We start from the raw sequence: 17122 nt of genomic DNA on the forward strand, positions 1-17122 counted from the left end.
CGGCGATCCCCCATGGAATACATCCTGACGATCGTCGTGCTGATAGCGATCTTCGTGATCCTCAGCTCGAGCTACAACCTGGTAATCGGTTATGGCGGGCTCGCGACTGTTGCGCACCCGATCTTCTATGCGCTCGGCGCCTACACCAGCGCCTTGCTCGGCATTCACTTTGGATTGCCTGCCGCCATCTGCGTTCTTGCAGGCGCCCTGGTTGCGGTCGTCGCTTCGATCTTGTTGGCGTTGTCCGCGCTGCGCGTTGCGGGCGACTACCTTCTGATTGCGAGCCTCGGATTTCAGCTGGGCCTGCTTCAGGTGATCAAGAATTTCGAGTTCACCGGCGGGCCAGGTGGCATTTCGGCAATTCCCAATACGATCACCGGCCCATGGCGCACGCCTGCCTATCTTCTGATTTGCGGCGGTATCGCCGCGCTGACCGTTTGGCTGATCGCACGCATCGTGCACGGACCTTACGGCCGCGCGATCACCGCCATGCGCGATGAAGAGCTGGCATTCTCCGCCCTCGGCCGCAACGCCATGACCATCAAGGTGGTCGTGTTTGCGATCGGCTGCGGGATCGCGGGCATCGCCGGCGGGCTTTATGCCTTCTATTTCCAGTATGTGAGCCCTGATCAGTTCGAAGTGCTGCATTCCGCCGCGATGCTGACCATGGTCGTCCTGGGCGGCATGGGTACGACAATGGGCCCCGTGGTCGGCGCGGTCGTGCTGATTGCCATCCCGCAGGCAATAACATTTCTGAACCTGCCGCCGGCGGTCATGGCGCCGATGCAAGGCATCATTTTCACCACCCTGGTGATGTTGTTCTTGTTCCTGCGGCCCGCAGGCCTCGTCGGTCCCTTGAGCAGGGACCGGATGGCAGGTCGGACAGCGCTTGAAAAATCGAGCGGAGGGGTGGCGGAATGACTGTCGTCCTGCGTGTCCACAAGCTGAGAAAAGCGTTTGGCGGTATCGTCGTTGCCGATGACGTGAACATTGAGATCGCGAAGGGTGAGATTCTCGGGCTCATCGGGCCGAACGGCGCCGGCAAGACGTCGCTGTTCAATCTGGTCTCTGGCGTTCTGAAGCCCGACACAGGGCATATTTACTTGAACGGCGTGCGCATCGACGGCCTGCCGTTGTATCGCCGCGCGCGCAGCGGCATCGCGCGCACGTGGCAGAACATGATGCTGTTCACCACCATGACGGTGATGGAGAACCTGCTGATCGCGCCCAGATCCTATCCTGGCGAATCGATCTTCAAGGTGACGCTTGCGCGCGATCGCGTCCGGCGGGCCGAGCGCGAGGCCAGACTCCGTGCGACGCAGATTCTCGATCGCGTCGGCCTGGCGCATGCCGCAGATGCCATGGTGACAGATCTGCCATTCGGTCATCAGAAACTTATCGGCCTGTCACGCGCGCTGATGAATGACGGCGAGTTGCTGCTGCTGGACGAGCCTATGGCCGGCGTCGAAGGCGCAGCCTACGAAACCATGCAACGCGTCGTGCGGCAGGAAGCGGACGCCGGGCGCGCGGTATGCGTGGTGGAGCACAACGTATCGTTCATCAAGGATCTGTGCACGCGCGCAGTGTTCATGTCCAATGGCCGCATCCTTCAAGCGGGCACCGTGGACGAGCTCCTTGCAAGCAAGGCGCTGACAGATCTGTATTTTGGGGTCTAGGCGGATGCTTACCTACAGCAACGTCAATGTAAGCTATGGCGGCCTGCCGGTGTTGAAGGACATTTCTCTCACCATCAAGGAAGGGGAGTGCGTCGCGATTTTCGGACACAACGGCGCCGGCAAGACGAGCCTGCTGAGATGCAGTGTCGGTGACGTCGAGGGGGCGACTGGCACGATCAGCTACCGCGGTGAGCCGATCGTGCGCGGCGCGGTGTTCATGAATTCGCGGCGTGGCATTGGCCTCGTGCCTCAAGGCCACAACGTGTTTCGGCAGCTGACCGTTCGAAAGAACCTCAGCGTTGCCGGCCTCAACTCCCCCGGCGGTACGCTCGAGGAGGTCTACAGACTGTTCCCTGTGCTCGAGCAGCGCGGCAACCAGATCGCGGGCTCCCTGTCGGGCGGACAGCAGCAGATCCTGGCACTCGGCATGTCGCTCATGACGAAGCCGTCGATCCTGCTTCTCGACGAGCCATCGACAGGTCTTGCTCCGGTGATTGTCAACGATGTCATGGACAGCCTGAGGCAGATCAATCTCCGCGGCACCACCGTTGTCATCGTCGAGCAGAACATTCCCGCGACGTTGAAGCTGGTCAGCCGCGCCATTGTGCTCAAGGCGGGACGTATCGTTTTTGACGGCGCCGGTGGCGATCTCGCGCGAAAGGAAGACCTGTGGGCCTGGTTCTGACGTCGGCTTGAAGGAGCGGTCGCGCAGAGTTAAGAAATTCATATGAAGAAGGTCACCATCATCGGCGCTGGCGCGATTGGTGGGTTCATTGGCGCACGACTCGCGGCTGCCGGACGGGCAGATGTCAGCGCCCTGGCGCGTGGCAAGACGCTCGCCGCCCTGTGCTCTCATGGTTGGCGGTTGCGCACGGCCGAAGGTCTCGTTCAGGCTCCGGTGCGCGTGACCGCGGACGCGGCCGAACTCGGGCCGCAGGATCTGGTGATCATCGCCGTCAAGGCGCCAGCCCTGGAACAGGTGGTGACCTCGATCGCCCCGCTGCTTGCGTCACATACGCTGGTCCTGCCGGCGATGAATGGTGTCCCGTGGTGGTTTTGCGCGGACGTGCCCGAATTCTCCGGCCGGCGCCTCGAGAGTGTCGACCCGGGCGGCAGGATCGCTGCGGCCATTCCGTTCAATCAGGTGCTGGGCTGCGTCGTGCTTGGAAGCGCCAGCACACCGGAGCCAGGGCTGGTCCAGCACAGGATGGGCTATGGCATGATCGTCGGCGAGCCGACGGGAGGTCGTAGCGAACGCGCCCAGCGGGTCGCGGATCTGCTCGCGCATGCCGGCTTCGACGTCACCCACGCGAGCAACATCCGTTACGACATCTGGTTCAAGCTCTGGGGCAACATGACCATGAATCCGGTGAGCGCGATCACCGGCGCGACCGGCGACCGGATCCTCGATGATCCGCTGGTTCGCGAGTTCTGCTCGGCGGCGATGCGCGAGGCGGCGGTCATTGGTGGACGGATCGGATGCCGCATCGACCAAAGTCCGGATGATCGGCATGCGATGACCGCTGCTCTCGGCGCCTTCAAGACCTCGATGCTGCAGGACGTCGAGGCGGGCCGCGCCATCGAGCTCGACGCTCTCGTCAGCGCCGTGCGTGAGATCGGGCAGGGGCTTGGCCTGCCGACGCAGAACATCGACACGCTTCTCGGCCTGACCCGTCTGTTCGGCCGGGTGCACGGCCTTTATCCTGAATCCTGAAAGCGTCGCGCTGCGCGCATTCTCCAGCGGGATCGCTGCGCTAATCCTCACATTTTTGTCTTGGCAGTCGCCTCCTTGTGCCGAGGCCGAGCGGAGGCATCAGCTCAGCTTGATGCCGGCTTCGCGCGCCACGGGCTCCCAACGCTCGCGTTCGCGCTTCAATGTTTGCGCAAACTGCTCGGGCGTGCCGCCGGTTGCCTCCACTCCGAGAGTGGCAAGCCTGCTTGCCACGTCAGGCATGGCGAGCACCTTGGTCAATGCGGCGGCATACTGTGTCACCAAGCCCTGGGCCGTACCGCCACGGACGAAGAAACCCATGTAGGTTTGCCCGTGCAGCTCGGCGAAGCTCTGCTCCTTGAATGTCGGAATATCGGGCGCCAGCTTGCTGCGCTGCTCGGTGGTGACACCAAGAATTCTGACGAGGCCCGAGCGATGTGAATCGAGGTAGTCGGACAGAACCGACTGTCCTGCGGACACATGATTGCCGATAAGGTCGGTGAGAAGGGGCTGACCGCCACGATAGGCGACAAGCCGGATGTCGGCGCCGGTGGTCTTGCGCAGCAGCGTGACGAGGAAAGCGCCGACGCTGCCGAGACTTGATGTGCCGACACTGCCGAGATGCGGATCGCGCCGCACCGCTTCAACGTAATCCTTCAGCGTTGAGGCACCGGTACCGTTGCTGGCCACGAGAGCGTTGGCGGCGAATGCTCCCTCGCATACCGGCGCAAGGTCACGCTCCGGATCATAGGGAAGGCTGGAGTAGAGAAACGGGAAGAACGCGGCCACTGAAATCGGCGAGAACAGAATGTGCGAGCCGTCGGGTGAAGTGCTCTTCATGAACGAGCCGGCGACGAGGCCGGTTCCGCCCGGGCGATACTCCACCAGCACGCTGCGACCGAGGAGCGGAGGGAGCTTGTCGGCCACGACGCGCACAATGGTATCCATTGTCGCACCGGGCGGCACAACCACAATCATTCGCAATGGTTGCTCGGCGCGCGCGATATGCGGGGCAGACAACGCAAACGGCAGGGCCGCAGCAAGCCGAGAGAAGCGGCGGCGGGTCAGCAGTGTCATGAAGCCTCCTGCAATCGCTCAGAAGTAGGGCGTGTTGAACTCGAATTCCTTGGGCTTGATCTTGCGCTCGATACAGCGGCCCGCGGCAAAGCCCGCGATCTCGCCGGTCTGCGTGCACCACGGAAAATTCCGCATGACCATGAACAGGGTCTTGTACTCGAACGACAGCGACGCGCCGGTCAGGATCAGGTTGTCGACGCGTTTCGGCAGGAAGCAGCGAAACGGCACCTCGAACGTGTATTTGCGATGGCCGCCCCAGAAGAATGTCTTGGTCATCGGCTTCGTCACGGCGTCGCGAAAGCTGCGGCCGGCTTTCACGTCGTCGAGATTGACGATGTATTCGCCGATCGGGTGACGGCCGTCGCGCACGCCGACAAAGCGGCCGATGCTGGAGACGGTCGCCTTGTCGAAGCCGGGAACATACTTGCGCAGGAATTTGGCCTCAGCGTTGATGAACGACCGCAAGGCCTGCTTGGCCTTCGCGTGATCTGCTGCATCGTCATCCATGTGCAGGCCCCATTCGTAGGGCACATTCTGCCAGAGGACGTAGGTGCCATCGGCAGAGATGGGGCTCATGTCGATCGTCGGGTGTCCGATATAGGCCTCGCCATAGACGCTCGCTCCGGCCATGCGCGGCCGGTACACTCCTTCAGGCAGGTTGCCGTCGGCGGTTGCCTCGGCCATCAGCTTGTGCAGCAGGGGATCCTTCGCCGACTGTTGATGCGCAACGAGCTTCTGAAAATCGATCCCACTCATTGTCCAGAGCAACCCGCCGGGAATGGGTCGCTCGTTGCCGTCCCAACCCGTTCCTTCAGGCTGCCCTCCGCCGCCGCGCACGAAAGGCGCGCCGGCGCGCGCCACGAGCTCGCTTGTGCCGGAGCCTTCAATGAAGATCTTGCCGGCGATTCCCTGAAGGCCGCTCGCATTCTCGACGAGGATGGCAGAGATGGTGTCGTTGCCTATGCCCTGCGTGACGATCGCATCGACGAAGCTCGTTCCATAGAGTGCGGTGACGCCTGCCTCCCGCAGCATATTCGCCATCACACAGCCAGCCCCCTCGGGGTTGAAGGTCATTCGAGTGAAGGCGCTTCCCGGCTCCTTGTTGCGCTCATAGTGCGAAAGCGGATTGCCGGCCCAACCGGGGTGGGTGCTTTCGGTGGCTGTGTAGATGTAGCCCTCGGCTGCGAAGCGCTGCATCAGCTCGGTGTGGATGCCGCCAACGCCGACGTCGGCGGATCCCTGCAACCCGGAGGTGTGAACGCCGCCTGGCATGTCGAACCGCTCGACAAGCACGACGCTGGCACCCATGCGCGCTGCCTGAAGCGCCGCGGCGAAGCCGCCCGGGCCTGCTCCGACCACCACCACGTCGGCTCCATAGGCAATGGGAACGTCGCGTTTCACTGCAATAGCAGGGTGTGCCGGCCCAGTCGTCTGTTCGTTTGCGGTCGTCACCGTTCAGTCCACTCTTCGCTCATGTTGCAAAAAAGCCTGGATCCGCCGGGCGTGCCAGCACGCCTTGCCGCGCCAGAATCTCGGAAGCCATGGTGATCGTCTTCTGCGTCGCCGGATCAGAGGCGGCAGCGAATTTGAAGCGAAGGCGTCCGGCCTTCTTGGCCGCCTTTAAAGGTTCCGTCTCGACGCGCGTGCGCGGCGCATACTTGTCGGCGACCTGATCGAAATTGGCTTCCAGTCCCGCAACGCATTCGCCGAACATTGCGTTGAGCTTGGACGAGAGGCCGGGCGTTCGGTCGAGCAGCTCCTTGCGAGCGTTGACGCAGAAGTACGGCAGATCCAGCGAGGTCTTGTCGCGGAAGGCGGCGCCCACGTTGTAGATGACGCCGAGGTCCGCCCGGCGGGCGATGCCTGAACTGATCATCGGCTCCCAGGCCATGGCGGCGTCGGCCCGGTCGGCGATCGTCAGCGTAACGCCTTGCGCAGGATTGTCGGCATTCTGCACCTGCGCGACGCTTTCGATGTCGATCTTGTCGAACTCTTTGATCAGCGCGCGTGTCATCCGATACACGCCCGATTGCAGCGGCGCGGCGACCGTCTTTCCCTTGAGATCTGCCAGCGACCTCGGTCCCTTTTCGGTGGCGACGAGGCCGATCATGTCGGCGGTCATCAGCGTGCAAAGCAGCTGACATGGTACGCCGCCCTGATAGCGGGTCAGGAAAGGATCCCAGCTTGCGATCATCAGTTCGTAGGAGCCGGCCACGAAGTCGTTGAAAAGCGTGCCGATCGACGTGTTTAGAATCGGCTCTGGAAAGCGCAATCCGTGCTTCTGGTCGAGCTTGTTGTCGCGGATGTAGTCGTAGAATGCCACCGTCAATCCCGGCGTGGCCGTAGCCCATTTCGCCGTAAACTGCTCTTGCGCTTGAAGAACGGCTGGCGCCGGCAAGAGCGCTGCCGCGGTGAACCGGCCCGTTCGCGCGATGAAACTGCGTCTCGAAATGCGTGCCATCTTATCTCATCCGAAGGTCTGGCTGCGTTCCTGCTCCGCTTCCGGACCAAGCGCCGTCTCGATGTCGTGGCGCAACCGTCCGAGCTCGCTTGCCGGCGGCACCGTCGTTTCGAGGCGGATGCGAGCATTGGCGCCGAGAACGATGACGCGATCTGCCATCTCGATCGCATCATCGATGCGATGCGTTACCAGCAAGCAGGTCTTCTCAAAGCGTCGCGCGAGGGCGCAGAAATCGCGCCGCAGTACCGTCGATGTGACGTGATCCAGCTGGCTGAACGACTCGTCGAGCAGCACGAGTTCGGGATCGACCGCGAGAGCGCGTGCGAGCGAAACACGCTGGCGCATACCGCCAGATAGTTCGTGAACGTATTTGTTCGCGGCGCCGGACAGCCCCACGCGGTCAAGCCATGATACGGCGATCTCCCTTGCTTCGCGCCGGGGTCGGCCGAGAATGAGGAGGCCAAGCTCCGCATTCTCGACTGCGGTGCGCCAGGGCAGCAACCGATCGGTCTGGAAACTGACCGCCATGCGACCGCGCAGGGCTTTGAATGCGCGAAACGGATCGTGATCCGCAACGCGTACCGATCCAGCGTCTGGGCGCATGGTTCCCATGACCAGGTTGAGCACAGTCGTTTTTCCGGCCCCCGTGCGACCGAGCAGCGTGACGATCTCGCCCCGTCGCACATTGAAGCTCAGGTCGTCGACGACCTTGAAGTCTGCAAAGCTCTTGACCACGCGATTGAGCGAAATGACCGGCTCGGCCGCGATGGCCGTGCGGCCGGAAGGGATGGGCGGTTCATTCATCGCACCGACGCCTCCGGCCGCCACTTGAGTGCGACCTTCTCGCACCCGCTGACAACCAGCTGCAGGGCCATGTTGAGAAGGACGAGAAGGAAGGTCCAGGCCATCACCTCGTCGATGTGGAACGAGGACTGGGCCAAGCCCATCCGCGAGCCGACGCCGACGGCGGCCGCCACGAGCTCGGCGAAAATCACCATCCGGGTCGCATAGCCGACGACGGACTTGGTTGTAAGCAGAATGTAGGGGACGATGTGTGGCGCGATCAGATAGCGCACGACTTGCCAGCGTGAAGGCCGGAAGCTCTCGATCATGTCGACAAGGTCCTTCGGCAGCGCGCGAATTCCGTCGTATGTGTTGAGCGCGTAGAACGGCAGAAGGATCAGGGTGAGGATGAAGAAGATCCGCACTTCGGGGTCCTTGAACCAGAAGACGGCCAGCAGGATCCACGACAGCGCCGGAATGCCGGTGTCGATCACGACGAGCGCACGCAGGAACGGGCGTACCGTTGTGGATACGCCCATAACGAGCCCGATCAGCACACCGGCAATCATCGAGAACAACAGGGCGAGCAGCAGTCGGCCCACTGTCGCCATGACGTGCAACATATCGTTCGTCAGGATCTTCCAGCCCGCTTTCGCAACGGCGACCGGCGACGGCATGATGTAGTCGGGAACGAAACCGCTGACGACATGCATCGTCGCAAGAATGATGATCACGACGATCGTCATCGCACCGACGTCGCCGACTGCAGCGACGCGGCCATGGGAGGCGCGAGCCGCAAAGCCTTCCATCGCGCGGTCCGTCATCGCAAGTGCGGCTCCTGCAACTGAAGCTCGACCATTGATCCTCCCAGGATGAGCCGCATGTCGATCCATCCATCTTTGTTATCATGAACTTAACATGTTATGTGAGTGCGTCAACCACAGCGATCGGGTAGGCTGGCGGTGCTAACGATCGATTCTGCTGGAAAGGAGCGGTGGCGGATGCGAACCCGGTTGAAGACGCGCAAGGCGGAGGATCGCTCGCCGCGGAAAGGCGCAGCGCAGAAGAAGAGGATCCGACGGCTGCCGGCATCCACAGAGCGCTCGCAGCACGGTCTGATGCAGGAGGCCATACCGGAGACCGCTCTACCTGTCGCGCTTCTCCGCGCACGCGAAGCTGTCATGTTTCACATGCGGCCGATCCTGCGCGAGCACGGATTTACTGAGCAACAATGGCGCGTGCTGCGGAAGCTCGATCCGGCCGTGCCGATCGACAAGACCACGTTGTCCTTCCGTGCCACCCTGCTGATGCCCAGTCTGCTTCGTATCCTGAAGGATCTGGAGGAAATCGAGCTCATTCGGCTGGTTTCGTCCGAACGCAATCCGCGGCTGTTCCGCGTCGTTCTGTCGGCCAAGGGGGCGACTGCCGTCGCACGAACATCGGCCGACATCGAACGGGCCGGCAAGGCGGTCAAGGCGAGAATCGGCGAGGAGAGTGTTGTCCAGCTCATTGAGCTGTTGCAAACGGTCGAAACTCGGCTGACCGGTTTCTCCCTACCGTGAGGAGAAGGGGCGGCCGACGTGCCTGCCGCCCCAGATAATCAGTCGGCCGAAGCGCCGTCCTTCATCTTTTCAATCGCGTCGTCAATCGTGAAGCTGTTCGGCTTCTGGATCGGCGGAAACTCCTTAAACGTCTCAGCCCATTTTGATGCGATGAGATTGATGGCGAAGATGATGTAGTCACGGCGCAGGAACCATTCGTAGTAGGTGTTCGACGTAACGTCGGCGAACTCGTATGGGTCGGTTCGCAGATTGTAGAGCTTTGGAAGCCTCAGCCGGGTGAATGGCTCGGCCCAGACTTGCAAGGTGCCCTTGCAGCGCTGCTCCATAAAGACGCACTTCCAATTGTCGTAGCGCAACGCAATGATGTCCCCGTCGTCGCTGATATAGACAAACAGCTTGCGCGGCGATTGGCTGTCCTGTCCTGTCAGGTAGGGAAGCAAGTTGTAGCCGTCGATGTGGTTCTTGTAAGTCCGTCCGCAGGCCTGATAGCCCTTCTTTGCCTTTTCGACGATGTCGGGTTCGCCCGCCATCGCCAGGAGCGTCGGCAACCAGTCGTGGTGCTGGACGATCTCCGTCGAAATCTGACCTGGTTTGATCTTGCCCGGCCAGCGTACCAGCATCGGAATACGGAACGCGCCTTCCCAGTTCGTGTTCTTCTCCGACCGGAACGGCGTCATGCCTCCATCCGGCCACGTATTTCGATGCGGCCCATTGTCGGTCGAGTATTGCACGAACGTGTTGTCGGCGATGCCCAATTCGTCCAGCAGATCGAGGATCTCGCCAACATTCCTGTCGTGATCGATCATGGTGTCGTGATACGGGGACTGCCAGCGGCCGGCCTGACCCAGGCTTTTCTCCTTGGTGTGGGTGTAAAGGTGCATGTGCGTGGTGTTGAGCCAAACGAACCACGGCTTGCCTTCCGCTTCAGCGCGCTTGATGAAATCCTTCGCCGCTGCGATAAATTCGTCATCACAGATTTCCATGCGCTGCCTGGTCAACGGACCGGTGTCCTGAATCTTCTGCTTGCCGACCTTGCCCCAGCGCGGCTCTTCCGTCGGATCGTCTTTGTCCGTGGCCCAGGAATGGATCACCCCTCGCGGGCCGTGTTTCTTGCGGTAGTTCGGGAAGTCCTTCTCCGGGAAGTAATCATACATTTCCGGCTCTTCCTCGGCATTCAGATGGTACAGATTGCCGAAGAACTCATCAAAGCCGTGGTTGGTGGGCAGCATGTGATTGAGATCGCCGAGATGGTTCTTGCCGAACTGCCCGGTCGCATAGCCCTGGTTCTTCAGTGCGCCCGCGATGGTAAGGGCCTTCTCGGTCATGCCGACAGGCGCGCCCGGCACGCCGACCTTCGAAAGACCCGTCCGTAACACGCTCTGCCCGGTGATGAAGGAGGAGCGGCCGGCGGTGCACGACTGTTCGCCATAGGAATCCGTGAACAGCATCCCTTCTTTGGCGATGCGGTCGATATTGGGCGTCTTGTAGCCCATCATTCCATGTGAATAGCAACTCAGATTCGAGATGCCGATGTCATCGCCCCAGATCACGAGAATGTTCGGTTTTTTGTCTTTTGCAGCCATTGCGCCTACTCCCGGTTCTAACGTCTACGTCGATTCCTGCCTGCGCGGTCACTGCCGTCCGAAGACATTCAGTCAGCCGATCGGAACGGCCTGCACGAATGTTACTGCCTGCACTACGAGCGTCGGGAGCGGCGAGGAGGTTCGCCTGCGCTTGAGGCTCGTCGTAGCGCTGACCGTCACGCGCTACTGGTTTCGGTTCCAGTTTGCGCCAGCTCGGCCGTCGCGGTAGTTGATTCCTCCTCGACGCATAGGGCCGCGGTAGTACGCGCGGGCCCGGTATGCGCGCGGCGAGTAGATATATTGATTGCCGGCTGTGGCACCGCGGCTGACTTGCTTTCGCGCGCTTTGGGCGTCCGCCGAGGTTGCCGACATGGCGACGGCAAATGCGAACGCGAGCACAAACGCATTCGCCAGCTTCCAGTGAGTGCTGAACATGTCTAGCCTCTTGATCATCTGTGATTCCCAAGGCTTATGCTCGATTGGAAACGGCGACGTGGGCAACGCAGCGCCGGCTCGCCGCTCCTCGATTCCTCGAACAGTTGCCAGCCTAGCCCTTCTGGTTTTTTATCCCATCAGGCGCTTTCCCGAAAACGAGCTCGGAAATACCCGCTCGTCGCAAACGACGCATAGCGCGGCCAGCTGTCCCTGTCGGTGAATGGGCTACCGCCAGATCGAATTCAGGGTTTTGCCTGATGGTAGGCGGTCAGCAGATCACCTCATTATGAGAGATGCTTTCACAGGAGGCATCCATGAAACAGCTCGGCAGCCTAGGCCTTGTCGCTATCTCGCTCGCTCTCATGGCGACCGCCAGCGAGGCTCAGTCGATGAAGACCCAAAAGGTCCAGAATGCGCCGAAGTCGCAAAACGCCCAGATCGAAGCGCGTCATCAGTGCTTCCTCGAGGCTCAAGCGCGTGTTCCCGGCGCGGCCATCGGCGGCGGCCAAATGAACGAGCGGACGGCGATCTACACCGCTTGTGCCGCGCGCAAAGGCGTCAGACCGTAGCACTCGCAACTGGCCGCCAGACGGCTTGCGCTTTCAGCGTGGTCGGCTGGCGGCTCATTGACAAACTGCAGCGCTCTCGCTGTCGATCTGCCGGCTGCAGATGCGCTTTCAGCTCGGTCCATACAATTCTGCAAAGGACTGTCGCCGTGCCGCAGGTGCGCACGTGCGAGACCGAAGCGACGGCGAATGGCGTTACTTTTGAAATCCTGAGGATAGGCAACTCATCGAGGTTGCCGCATTTGTTGGTTGCGCTCTAAAGTAGATAGGCCGCTTGGTGAGTCGCGACTCAGTCACATGTTGAGCTGTGGAATAGCCGCTCTATCTTCCTGACTGGCCGTTCTTCGCCGGTGCGCCGGGCATCTTGGGGGAGACGGCGATGAGGGAACTTGCGCAGCAACTCAGGCGTCGTAGTCCTGGGCGGACAGCGTGCACGGCCCTCCTCCTTATGGTCGCGCTGATGACGTTCGCCACCTCTCGGCCCTCGCGCGCAGACCAGGCCGGCATCAGCTTCTGGTTACCCGGCACGTTCGGCAGTCTCGCGGCGACACCCGGACAACCGGGTTGGGCTCTCGCCACGATGTACATGCATACGAGCGTAAATGCCGGCGGCGACGTTGCCGCCTCGCGCGCCATTCGTCTTGGCAACACTACCACGAACCTGACGGTCGATCTGAACGCCAAGCTTCGGGCGCGAGTAGACCTCATCGGAGTTGCCCCAAGCTACACATTTGCCGAACCTGTGTTTGGCGGGCAGCTGGCACTCTCCATGCTCGCATTTGTGGCAAACACACAGGACCGCATCGACGCGCTGCTTACCGGTGCGCTCGGTCCGATTGGCTTCTCAAGATCCCGCAGCATCAGCGATTCGCTGTTCAGCTACGGAGACCTCTACCCGCAAGCCACGTTGAAGTGGAACCACGGCGTACACAACACGATGGTGTACGGCATGGCGAATTTGCCGGTCGGGGATTATGAGCCGAATCGGCTTACCAATATCGGGTTGGGGCACTGGAGCGTCGACGGCGGATTCGGCTACACCTATTTCGATCAAAAGGCGGGCAACGAGTTTTCGTTCGTCACGGGGCTGACCTACAATTTCAAGAATCCCGACCTTCAGTACAAGAATGGCATCGATTGGCACCTTGACTGGGGCGCCTCGAAATTCCTGTCAAAGCAGATTCACGTCGGGCTTGTCGGCTACGCCTATCAGCAACTGACGGCCGATAGCGGTTCCGGCGCAACGCTCGGCGACTTCGAATCGCGCGTGTTCGCGGTCGGTCCGCAGATCGGCTACCTCTTTCCGGTCGGCAACATGCAAGGCTATCTGAACCTGAAGGGCTATGGCGAATTCGGTGCGCGGCATCGCCCGGAGGGTTTCAATGTGTGGCTGACGTTTGCGATTTCACCGTCGGCTGCTCAACATGTGGCGGCCAAGCCGGTCATCAGGAAGTAGCCGAACCTGGCAACGGCCGAACTCATCGCGACGGCGCAATTGCATAGCATCGCATAGCGTGTAGGCACAGGTCCGCCGCATCGCCGAATTCCGGGAGGCACTTTCGCGCGCTCTCGAACTGACAGTGGCTCTTGGAGTCGGAGGTGGAGCGTGCTCTGCGTTAAGCCCGCCCGTGATCGGCCGTCGCCGGGCTAATGCTTCCAAAATTAGGCAATTGCCGTGGAAAATTCTGAATGATCATGGGCGTTCCTCTCGAGGCGCACGGAGGAACGCTTGCCAGCTTTGGACATTGTGCAGAAGCGGGGCTCGAGTACGGAGTGTGTCCCAATGAAAATCCCCAAGGCATCGTTGGTTGTTGGTCTTCTCGCCGCCTCTGCGACTCTTGTACCTTACGAAGCTGATGCTCGGCCCCGTGGTGGCGGCTTTCATGCGGGTGGCGTTCATCGCCCAGTTGCCAGACCGGGTTGGCACGGTGCAGGAACCAGATGGGCCGCGCGACCAGCTTGGCGTGGCGGTGCGCGGGGATACTACAGAGGATGGGGATATCCGGCGGCCGCTGGTGTCGCCGCCGGCGCTGCGCTCGGTGCAGCAGCCGCGTACGGTTCGTCATGTTATCGGACGCAGTCGGTCTGGAATGGCTACGCTTATGTCCAACAAACCGTCCGCGTTTGCTGACCTACTAAGAGGTGCGTGACCGTGCGGCCGAAGCTCCTCCAACGCGGTTTCGGTCGCTATCCTGTGCAGGCAGCAAGTAGATTCGGTTCCGCCGGGTAGAAGCGCTTGTCACTTTGCGGGCGGAAAGATCGTTTTCCAGTCGCGCTTCATGTCGACGACCGTCCAGTGCTTCGCCGTTGCTTCGTCGAGCGCCTTGTCGAGCTTGCCGATCCGCGATTGTCGATCGTAGGCGTACTCGCGCTCTGCGTCGGTGTGATGCACAATTCCAGCGAAGCGCGCGCCTTCGCCTGCCGTCGTCCACTGCAGCATCTGCAGATCGCCGTCGGAGTTGCCAAACGCGAAGATCGGCCGCCGCCCGATAAAGCGGTTGATCCCGACCGGTTTGCCCGGTCCGTCGTCGACGAACTCGACTGCGGGAAGCTTCATCAGCTCGGGCTTGCCGTTTGGGCCCATCTGGAATTTGACGTCGCCGGATGATCCGACCACCTGCTCGGGCGGAATGCCGTAGACCTTGTCCATCCAGGGGCGCATGAATTCGATGCCGCCGCCGGAGACCACGAAAGTCTTGAAGCCGCTGGCGCGCAGATAATCCAACAACTCGAGCATCGGCTGGTAGACGAGTTCGGTGTAGGGACGGTTGAAGCGCGGATGTCGGGCGCGCGCCGTCCAATCGCGCACGGCTCTTGCGAACTCCTCCGTGCTGATGCCGCTATGGGCGGCCGCAAGGAGCTCGAGCAGTTCCTTTTGGCTAGCGCCTGCAAGACGATGGATGTCGCCCGCAAGGAGCGCCTTGAATGCGGGTTTTTTCCGCCATTCAGGGTGTGACGGCGCCAGCGTCTTGATCCGGTCAACCGCAAACGCGAGCTGGAAATAGACCGGCTGTTCGGTCCAAAGCGTACCATCGTTGTCGAAGGTCGCGATGCGCTCGACGGGCGGAACGAACTGGGGACTGCCGTTCGCCGTCACGCGTGTCACGAAATCGACGATGGCCGTCTTTGCGGGACCGTCGTTCCATGAGGGGAGAGGATCTGACGGCTGCGTTTGCGGCGATGCTGCGGTCGCCGTGACAGCGGTCAGCAGCAACGCCAGGATTGTGCGCCTGTTGATCATGCTCCCTCACTTTGGCGCGGTTCGTTTTCGCGCTGCCGTTGCCGGGTTTCGGCAAGATCGCGCTCGAGGAAATAATTAAGAAACGTACGGATCACGGCGATGGCCGCGAGACGTCCCACCGCTTCCCAGTTTGCCGTAATCGAGCTTTCGATGATGTCTGCTGCGAGCTGAAAGGTAAGAGCGGCGACAAGCCAGCGCGCGTAGCGCAACCAGGTGTCGCGCCGCTCGTGCCCTGAGTCCGACATGAACATTACCTTTAGCCCGCCGACGAAGGCTTCGATGCTACCGATGATGACAAGCACGAGCGCCAGAAAGTCGATGACGACCGCGACGTTCTCAGTGAGGAAAACCAGCCATTCTTTCATCTGGCGGCCCTTGTACGTTCAACGCGCTTCAGTCGCATCGCCAAACGCGTGCGCAGGCCGCCTCAATAGGGACGGCCTGCGCACGCTCATGCCTTATGACGCCGGATGCAGGCTCTCCACTGCCTTCAGCCGCTTCATCGCGTCCTGGGCCTTCAACGTCGCGTAGCCAAGGCTGCTGGCGTTGAGTGAGCTTCCGGCCTGATATGGATACTCCTCGAAGTCAGCGAAGAACTTCTTCACCAGTCCAGTGACGGGCACGAGGCACCACATCTGCCGGGCGAGGAATTCAACGGCTCCGCCACCCTCGTCCATGCCCCGCTCGTAGGGATCCATGCGGAGATTGGCAATCATCGCCCAGTTTGTAGTCGAACGGGTGCCGGTTGCGATGTTGCCGTGTTGCGAGGCGAAGCTGACTTTCCAATCCTGAAAGCGTATGGCATTCAGGTTGCCGGCCTGATCGAAGTAGAAGATCTCGTTGCGAGGCCCTTCGTCTTCGCGACCCTGGAAGTACGGCATGAAGTTATAGCCGTCGAGATGCACCTTGAACTTCTTCTTGCCAAGCGTGGTGCCCTTGGCGAGTTGTTGCTTGATATCGGGTACACCTGCCGCGGCGCACAACGTCGGGAACATATCGACCAGTGAGATGATGTCATTGTAGACGGTGCCCGGCTTGATTGTGCCAGGCCAGCGCATCAGGAGGGGAATCCGGAAGCCGCCCTCCCATGTGGAGCCTTTCTCGCCACGAAACATGGTCATGGCACCGTCGGGCCACAGTGCAATCTCGGCGCCATTGTCCGTCGTGTACACGACGATCGTGTTCTCGGCGATGTCGAGCTCGTCCAGCAGATCCAGCAGCTGGCCGACGTGGCCGTCGTGCTCGACCATGCCGTCCGCATGCAGACCCTTGCCGCTCTTGCCGATCGACTCTTTCTTCAGGTGGGTAAACACGTGCATGCGCGTGGTGTTGAACCAGCAGAAGAACGGCTGTTCATTGTCGACGGCCTTCTTGATGAAGTTCTGTGCTCCCTGCAGGAACTCCTCATCGATGGTCGGCATGCGCGCGACGTTAAGCGGCCCAGTATCCTCAATCTTGCCGTTACCCTTGCCATTGGCCCACGAATGGATGACGCCGCGCGGACCGAACTTTTTCTTGAAGGAAGGATCCTTGGGGTAGAAGTATCCTTCCGGTTCCTCTTCAGCGTTCAGGTGGTAGAGGTTGCCGAAGAATTCATCAAAACCGTGATTGGTCGGCAGATGCTCGTCACGATCGCCGAGATGGTTTTTGCCGAACTGGCCGGTGGTGTAGCCTTGCGTCTTCATCACATCGGCGATTGTCGGCATCCAATCAGTGATGCCATGCGGATCGCCGGGCATGCCGATCGTGAGGAGGCCTGTCCGAAATGGTTCCTGGCCGAGGATGAAAGCGGCGCGACCGGCTGTGCAGCTCTGCTGGCCGTAGGCGTCTGTGAACAAGGCGCCTTCCTTGGCGATACGATCGATATTCGGCGTATGGTAGCCCATCAAGCCATGCGTGTACGCGCTGACCTGGGGGATGCCGATGTCATCGCCAAAGATGACGAGGATGTTAGGTCTTTCCTTCGGAACTGCTTTGAGAGCCATCAACGCCTCCTGTTGTGTTGAACTACGATCGTTCTCCCGCGC

At 61.0% G+C, this 17122-nt stretch carries 16 protein-coding genes; 7 read left to right on the forward strand and 9 right to left on the reverse strand.

Features of this window, described 5'->3' with window-relative positions:
* Positions 1 to 12: 12 nt before the first annotated feature.
* From RCO31_RS15975 to RCO31_RS15990, 4 genes are read left to right on the forward strand one after another with little or no spacing between them, the layout of a single operon-like run.
* On the forward strand, positions 13 to 921 hold the full coding sequence (locus RCO31_RS15975) for a branched-chain amino acid ABC transporter permease (protein WP_308969404.1): 909 nt from the start codon (positions 13 to 15) through the stop codon (positions 919 to 921).
* Positions 918 to 1676, forward strand: coding sequence for an ATP-binding cassette domain-containing protein (locus RCO31_RS15980; RefSeq protein WP_308969405.1), 759 nt, complete (start codon positions 918 to 920; stop codon positions 1674 to 1676). Before RCO31_RS15975 ends, RCO31_RS15980 begins: the two co-directional genes overlap by 4 nt.
* 4 nt (positions 1677 to 1680) lie before the next feature.
* A complete protein-coding gene (locus RCO31_RS15985) occupies positions 1681 to 2361 on the forward strand; it encodes an ABC transporter ATP-binding protein (protein ID WP_308969406.1) in 681 nt (226 codons plus the stop codon).
* A gap of 42 nt (positions 2362 to 2403) precedes the next feature.
* Positions 2404 to 3390 carry a 2-dehydropantoate 2-reductase gene (locus RCO31_RS15990; protein WP_308969407.1) on the forward strand — a complete coding sequence of 329 codons (987 nt, stop codon included), beginning with the start codon at positions 2404 to 2406 and terminating at the stop codon, positions 3388 to 3390.
* A 99-nt stretch (positions 3391 to 3489) separates the two neighbouring features.
* On the opposite strand, the gene RCO31_RS15995 is transcribed toward RCO31_RS15990, so the two are convergent.
* Genes RCO31_RS15995 through RCO31_RS16015 form a run of 5 tightly spaced genes read right to left on the reverse strand, consistent with a single transcriptional unit; the run spans position 3490 to position 8532 of the window.
* Entirely contained in the window at positions 3490 to 4464 is a 975-nt protein-coding gene (locus RCO31_RS15995; protein ID WP_308969408.1) for a tripartite tricarboxylate transporter substrate-binding protein, read from the reverse strand.
* A gap of 18 nt (positions 4465 to 4482) precedes the next feature.
* Positions 4483 to 5916 (reverse strand): FAD-dependent oxidoreductase, encoded by a 1434-nt coding sequence (locus RCO31_RS16000; RefSeq protein WP_308969409.1) that lies wholly within the window; start codon positions 5914 to 5916, stop codon positions 4483 to 4485.
* A gap of 19 nt (positions 5917 to 5935) precedes the next feature.
* Positions 5936 to 6925, reverse strand: coding sequence for a twin-arginine translocation pathway signal protein (locus RCO31_RS16005; RefSeq protein WP_308969410.1), 990 nt, complete (start codon positions 6923 to 6925; stop codon positions 5936 to 5938).
* Positions 6926 to 6931: 6 nt separating this feature from the next.
* Positions 6932 to 7729: an ABC transporter ATP-binding protein gene (locus RCO31_RS16010; protein WP_308969411.1), complete on the reverse strand. Its 798-nt coding sequence runs from the start codon at positions 7727 to 7729 to the stop codon at positions 6932 to 6934.
* On the reverse strand, positions 7726 to 8532 hold the full coding sequence (locus RCO31_RS16015; RefSeq protein WP_308969412.1) for an ABC transporter permease subunit: 807 nt from the start codon (positions 8530 to 8532) through the stop codon (positions 7726 to 7728). Before RCO31_RS16015 ends, RCO31_RS16010 begins: the two co-directional genes overlap by 4 nt.
* Positions 8533 to 8709: 177 nt before the next feature.
* Here RCO31_RS16015 and RCO31_RS16020 point away from each other — a divergent pair, with 177 nt between their 5' ends.
* Entirely contained in the window at positions 8710 to 9270 is a 561-nt protein-coding gene (locus RCO31_RS16020; protein WP_308969413.1) for a homoprotocatechuate degradation operon regulator HpaR, read from the forward strand.
* A gap of 38 nt (positions 9271 to 9308) precedes the next feature.
* On the opposite strand, the gene RCO31_RS16025 is transcribed toward RCO31_RS16020, so the two are convergent.
* Positions 9309 to 10853, reverse strand: coding sequence for an arylsulfatase (locus tag RCO31_RS16025; RefSeq protein WP_308969414.1), 1545 nt, complete (start codon positions 10851 to 10853; stop codon positions 9309 to 9311).
* Positions 10854 to 11602: 749 nt separating this feature from the next.
* Here RCO31_RS16025 and RCO31_RS16030 point away from each other — a divergent pair.
* A complete protein-coding gene (locus RCO31_RS16030) occupies positions 11603 to 11857 on the forward strand; it encodes a hypothetical protein (protein ID WP_308969415.1) in 255 nt (84 codons plus the stop codon).
* 457 nt (positions 11858 to 12314) lie between these two features.
* The gene (locus RCO31_RS16035; protein WP_308969416.1) at positions 12315 to 13310 is read left to right on the forward strand and encodes a transporter; all 996 of its coding nucleotides are present in this window, start codon (positions 12315 to 12317) and stop codon (positions 13308 to 13310) included.
* 783 nt (positions 13311 to 14093) lie between these two features.
* Here RCO31_RS16035 and RCO31_RS16040 read toward each other — a convergent pair.
* The 3 genes from RCO31_RS16040 to RCO31_RS16050 all read right to left on the reverse strand — a co-directional run bounded on the left by RCO31_RS16040 (position 14094) and on the right by RCO31_RS16050 (position 17080).
* Positions 14094 to 15095: an HAD family hydrolase gene (locus RCO31_RS16040; RefSeq protein ID WP_308969417.1), complete on the reverse strand. Its 1002-nt coding sequence runs from the start codon at positions 15093 to 15095 to the stop codon at positions 14094 to 14096.
* Positions 15092 to 15460 carry a DUF1622 domain-containing protein gene (locus RCO31_RS16045; RefSeq protein ID WP_308969418.1) on the reverse strand — a complete coding sequence of 123 codons (369 nt, stop codon included), beginning with the start codon at positions 15458 to 15460 and terminating at the stop codon, positions 15092 to 15094. Before RCO31_RS16045 ends, RCO31_RS16040 begins: the two co-directional genes overlap by 4 nt.
* A 93-nt stretch (positions 15461 to 15553) precedes the next feature.
* The gene (locus RCO31_RS16050) at positions 15554 to 17080 is read right to left on the reverse strand and encodes an arylsulfatase (protein WP_308969419.1); all 1527 of its coding nucleotides are present in this window, start codon (positions 17078 to 17080) and stop codon (positions 15554 to 15556) included.
* Positions 17081 to 17122: the final 42 nt, after the last annotated feature.

This window comes from Bradyrhizobium sp. LHD-71 (assembly GCF_031157255.1).
Classification (GTDB): domain Bacteria; phylum Pseudomonadota; class Alphaproteobacteria; order Rhizobiales; family Xanthobacteraceae; genus P52-10.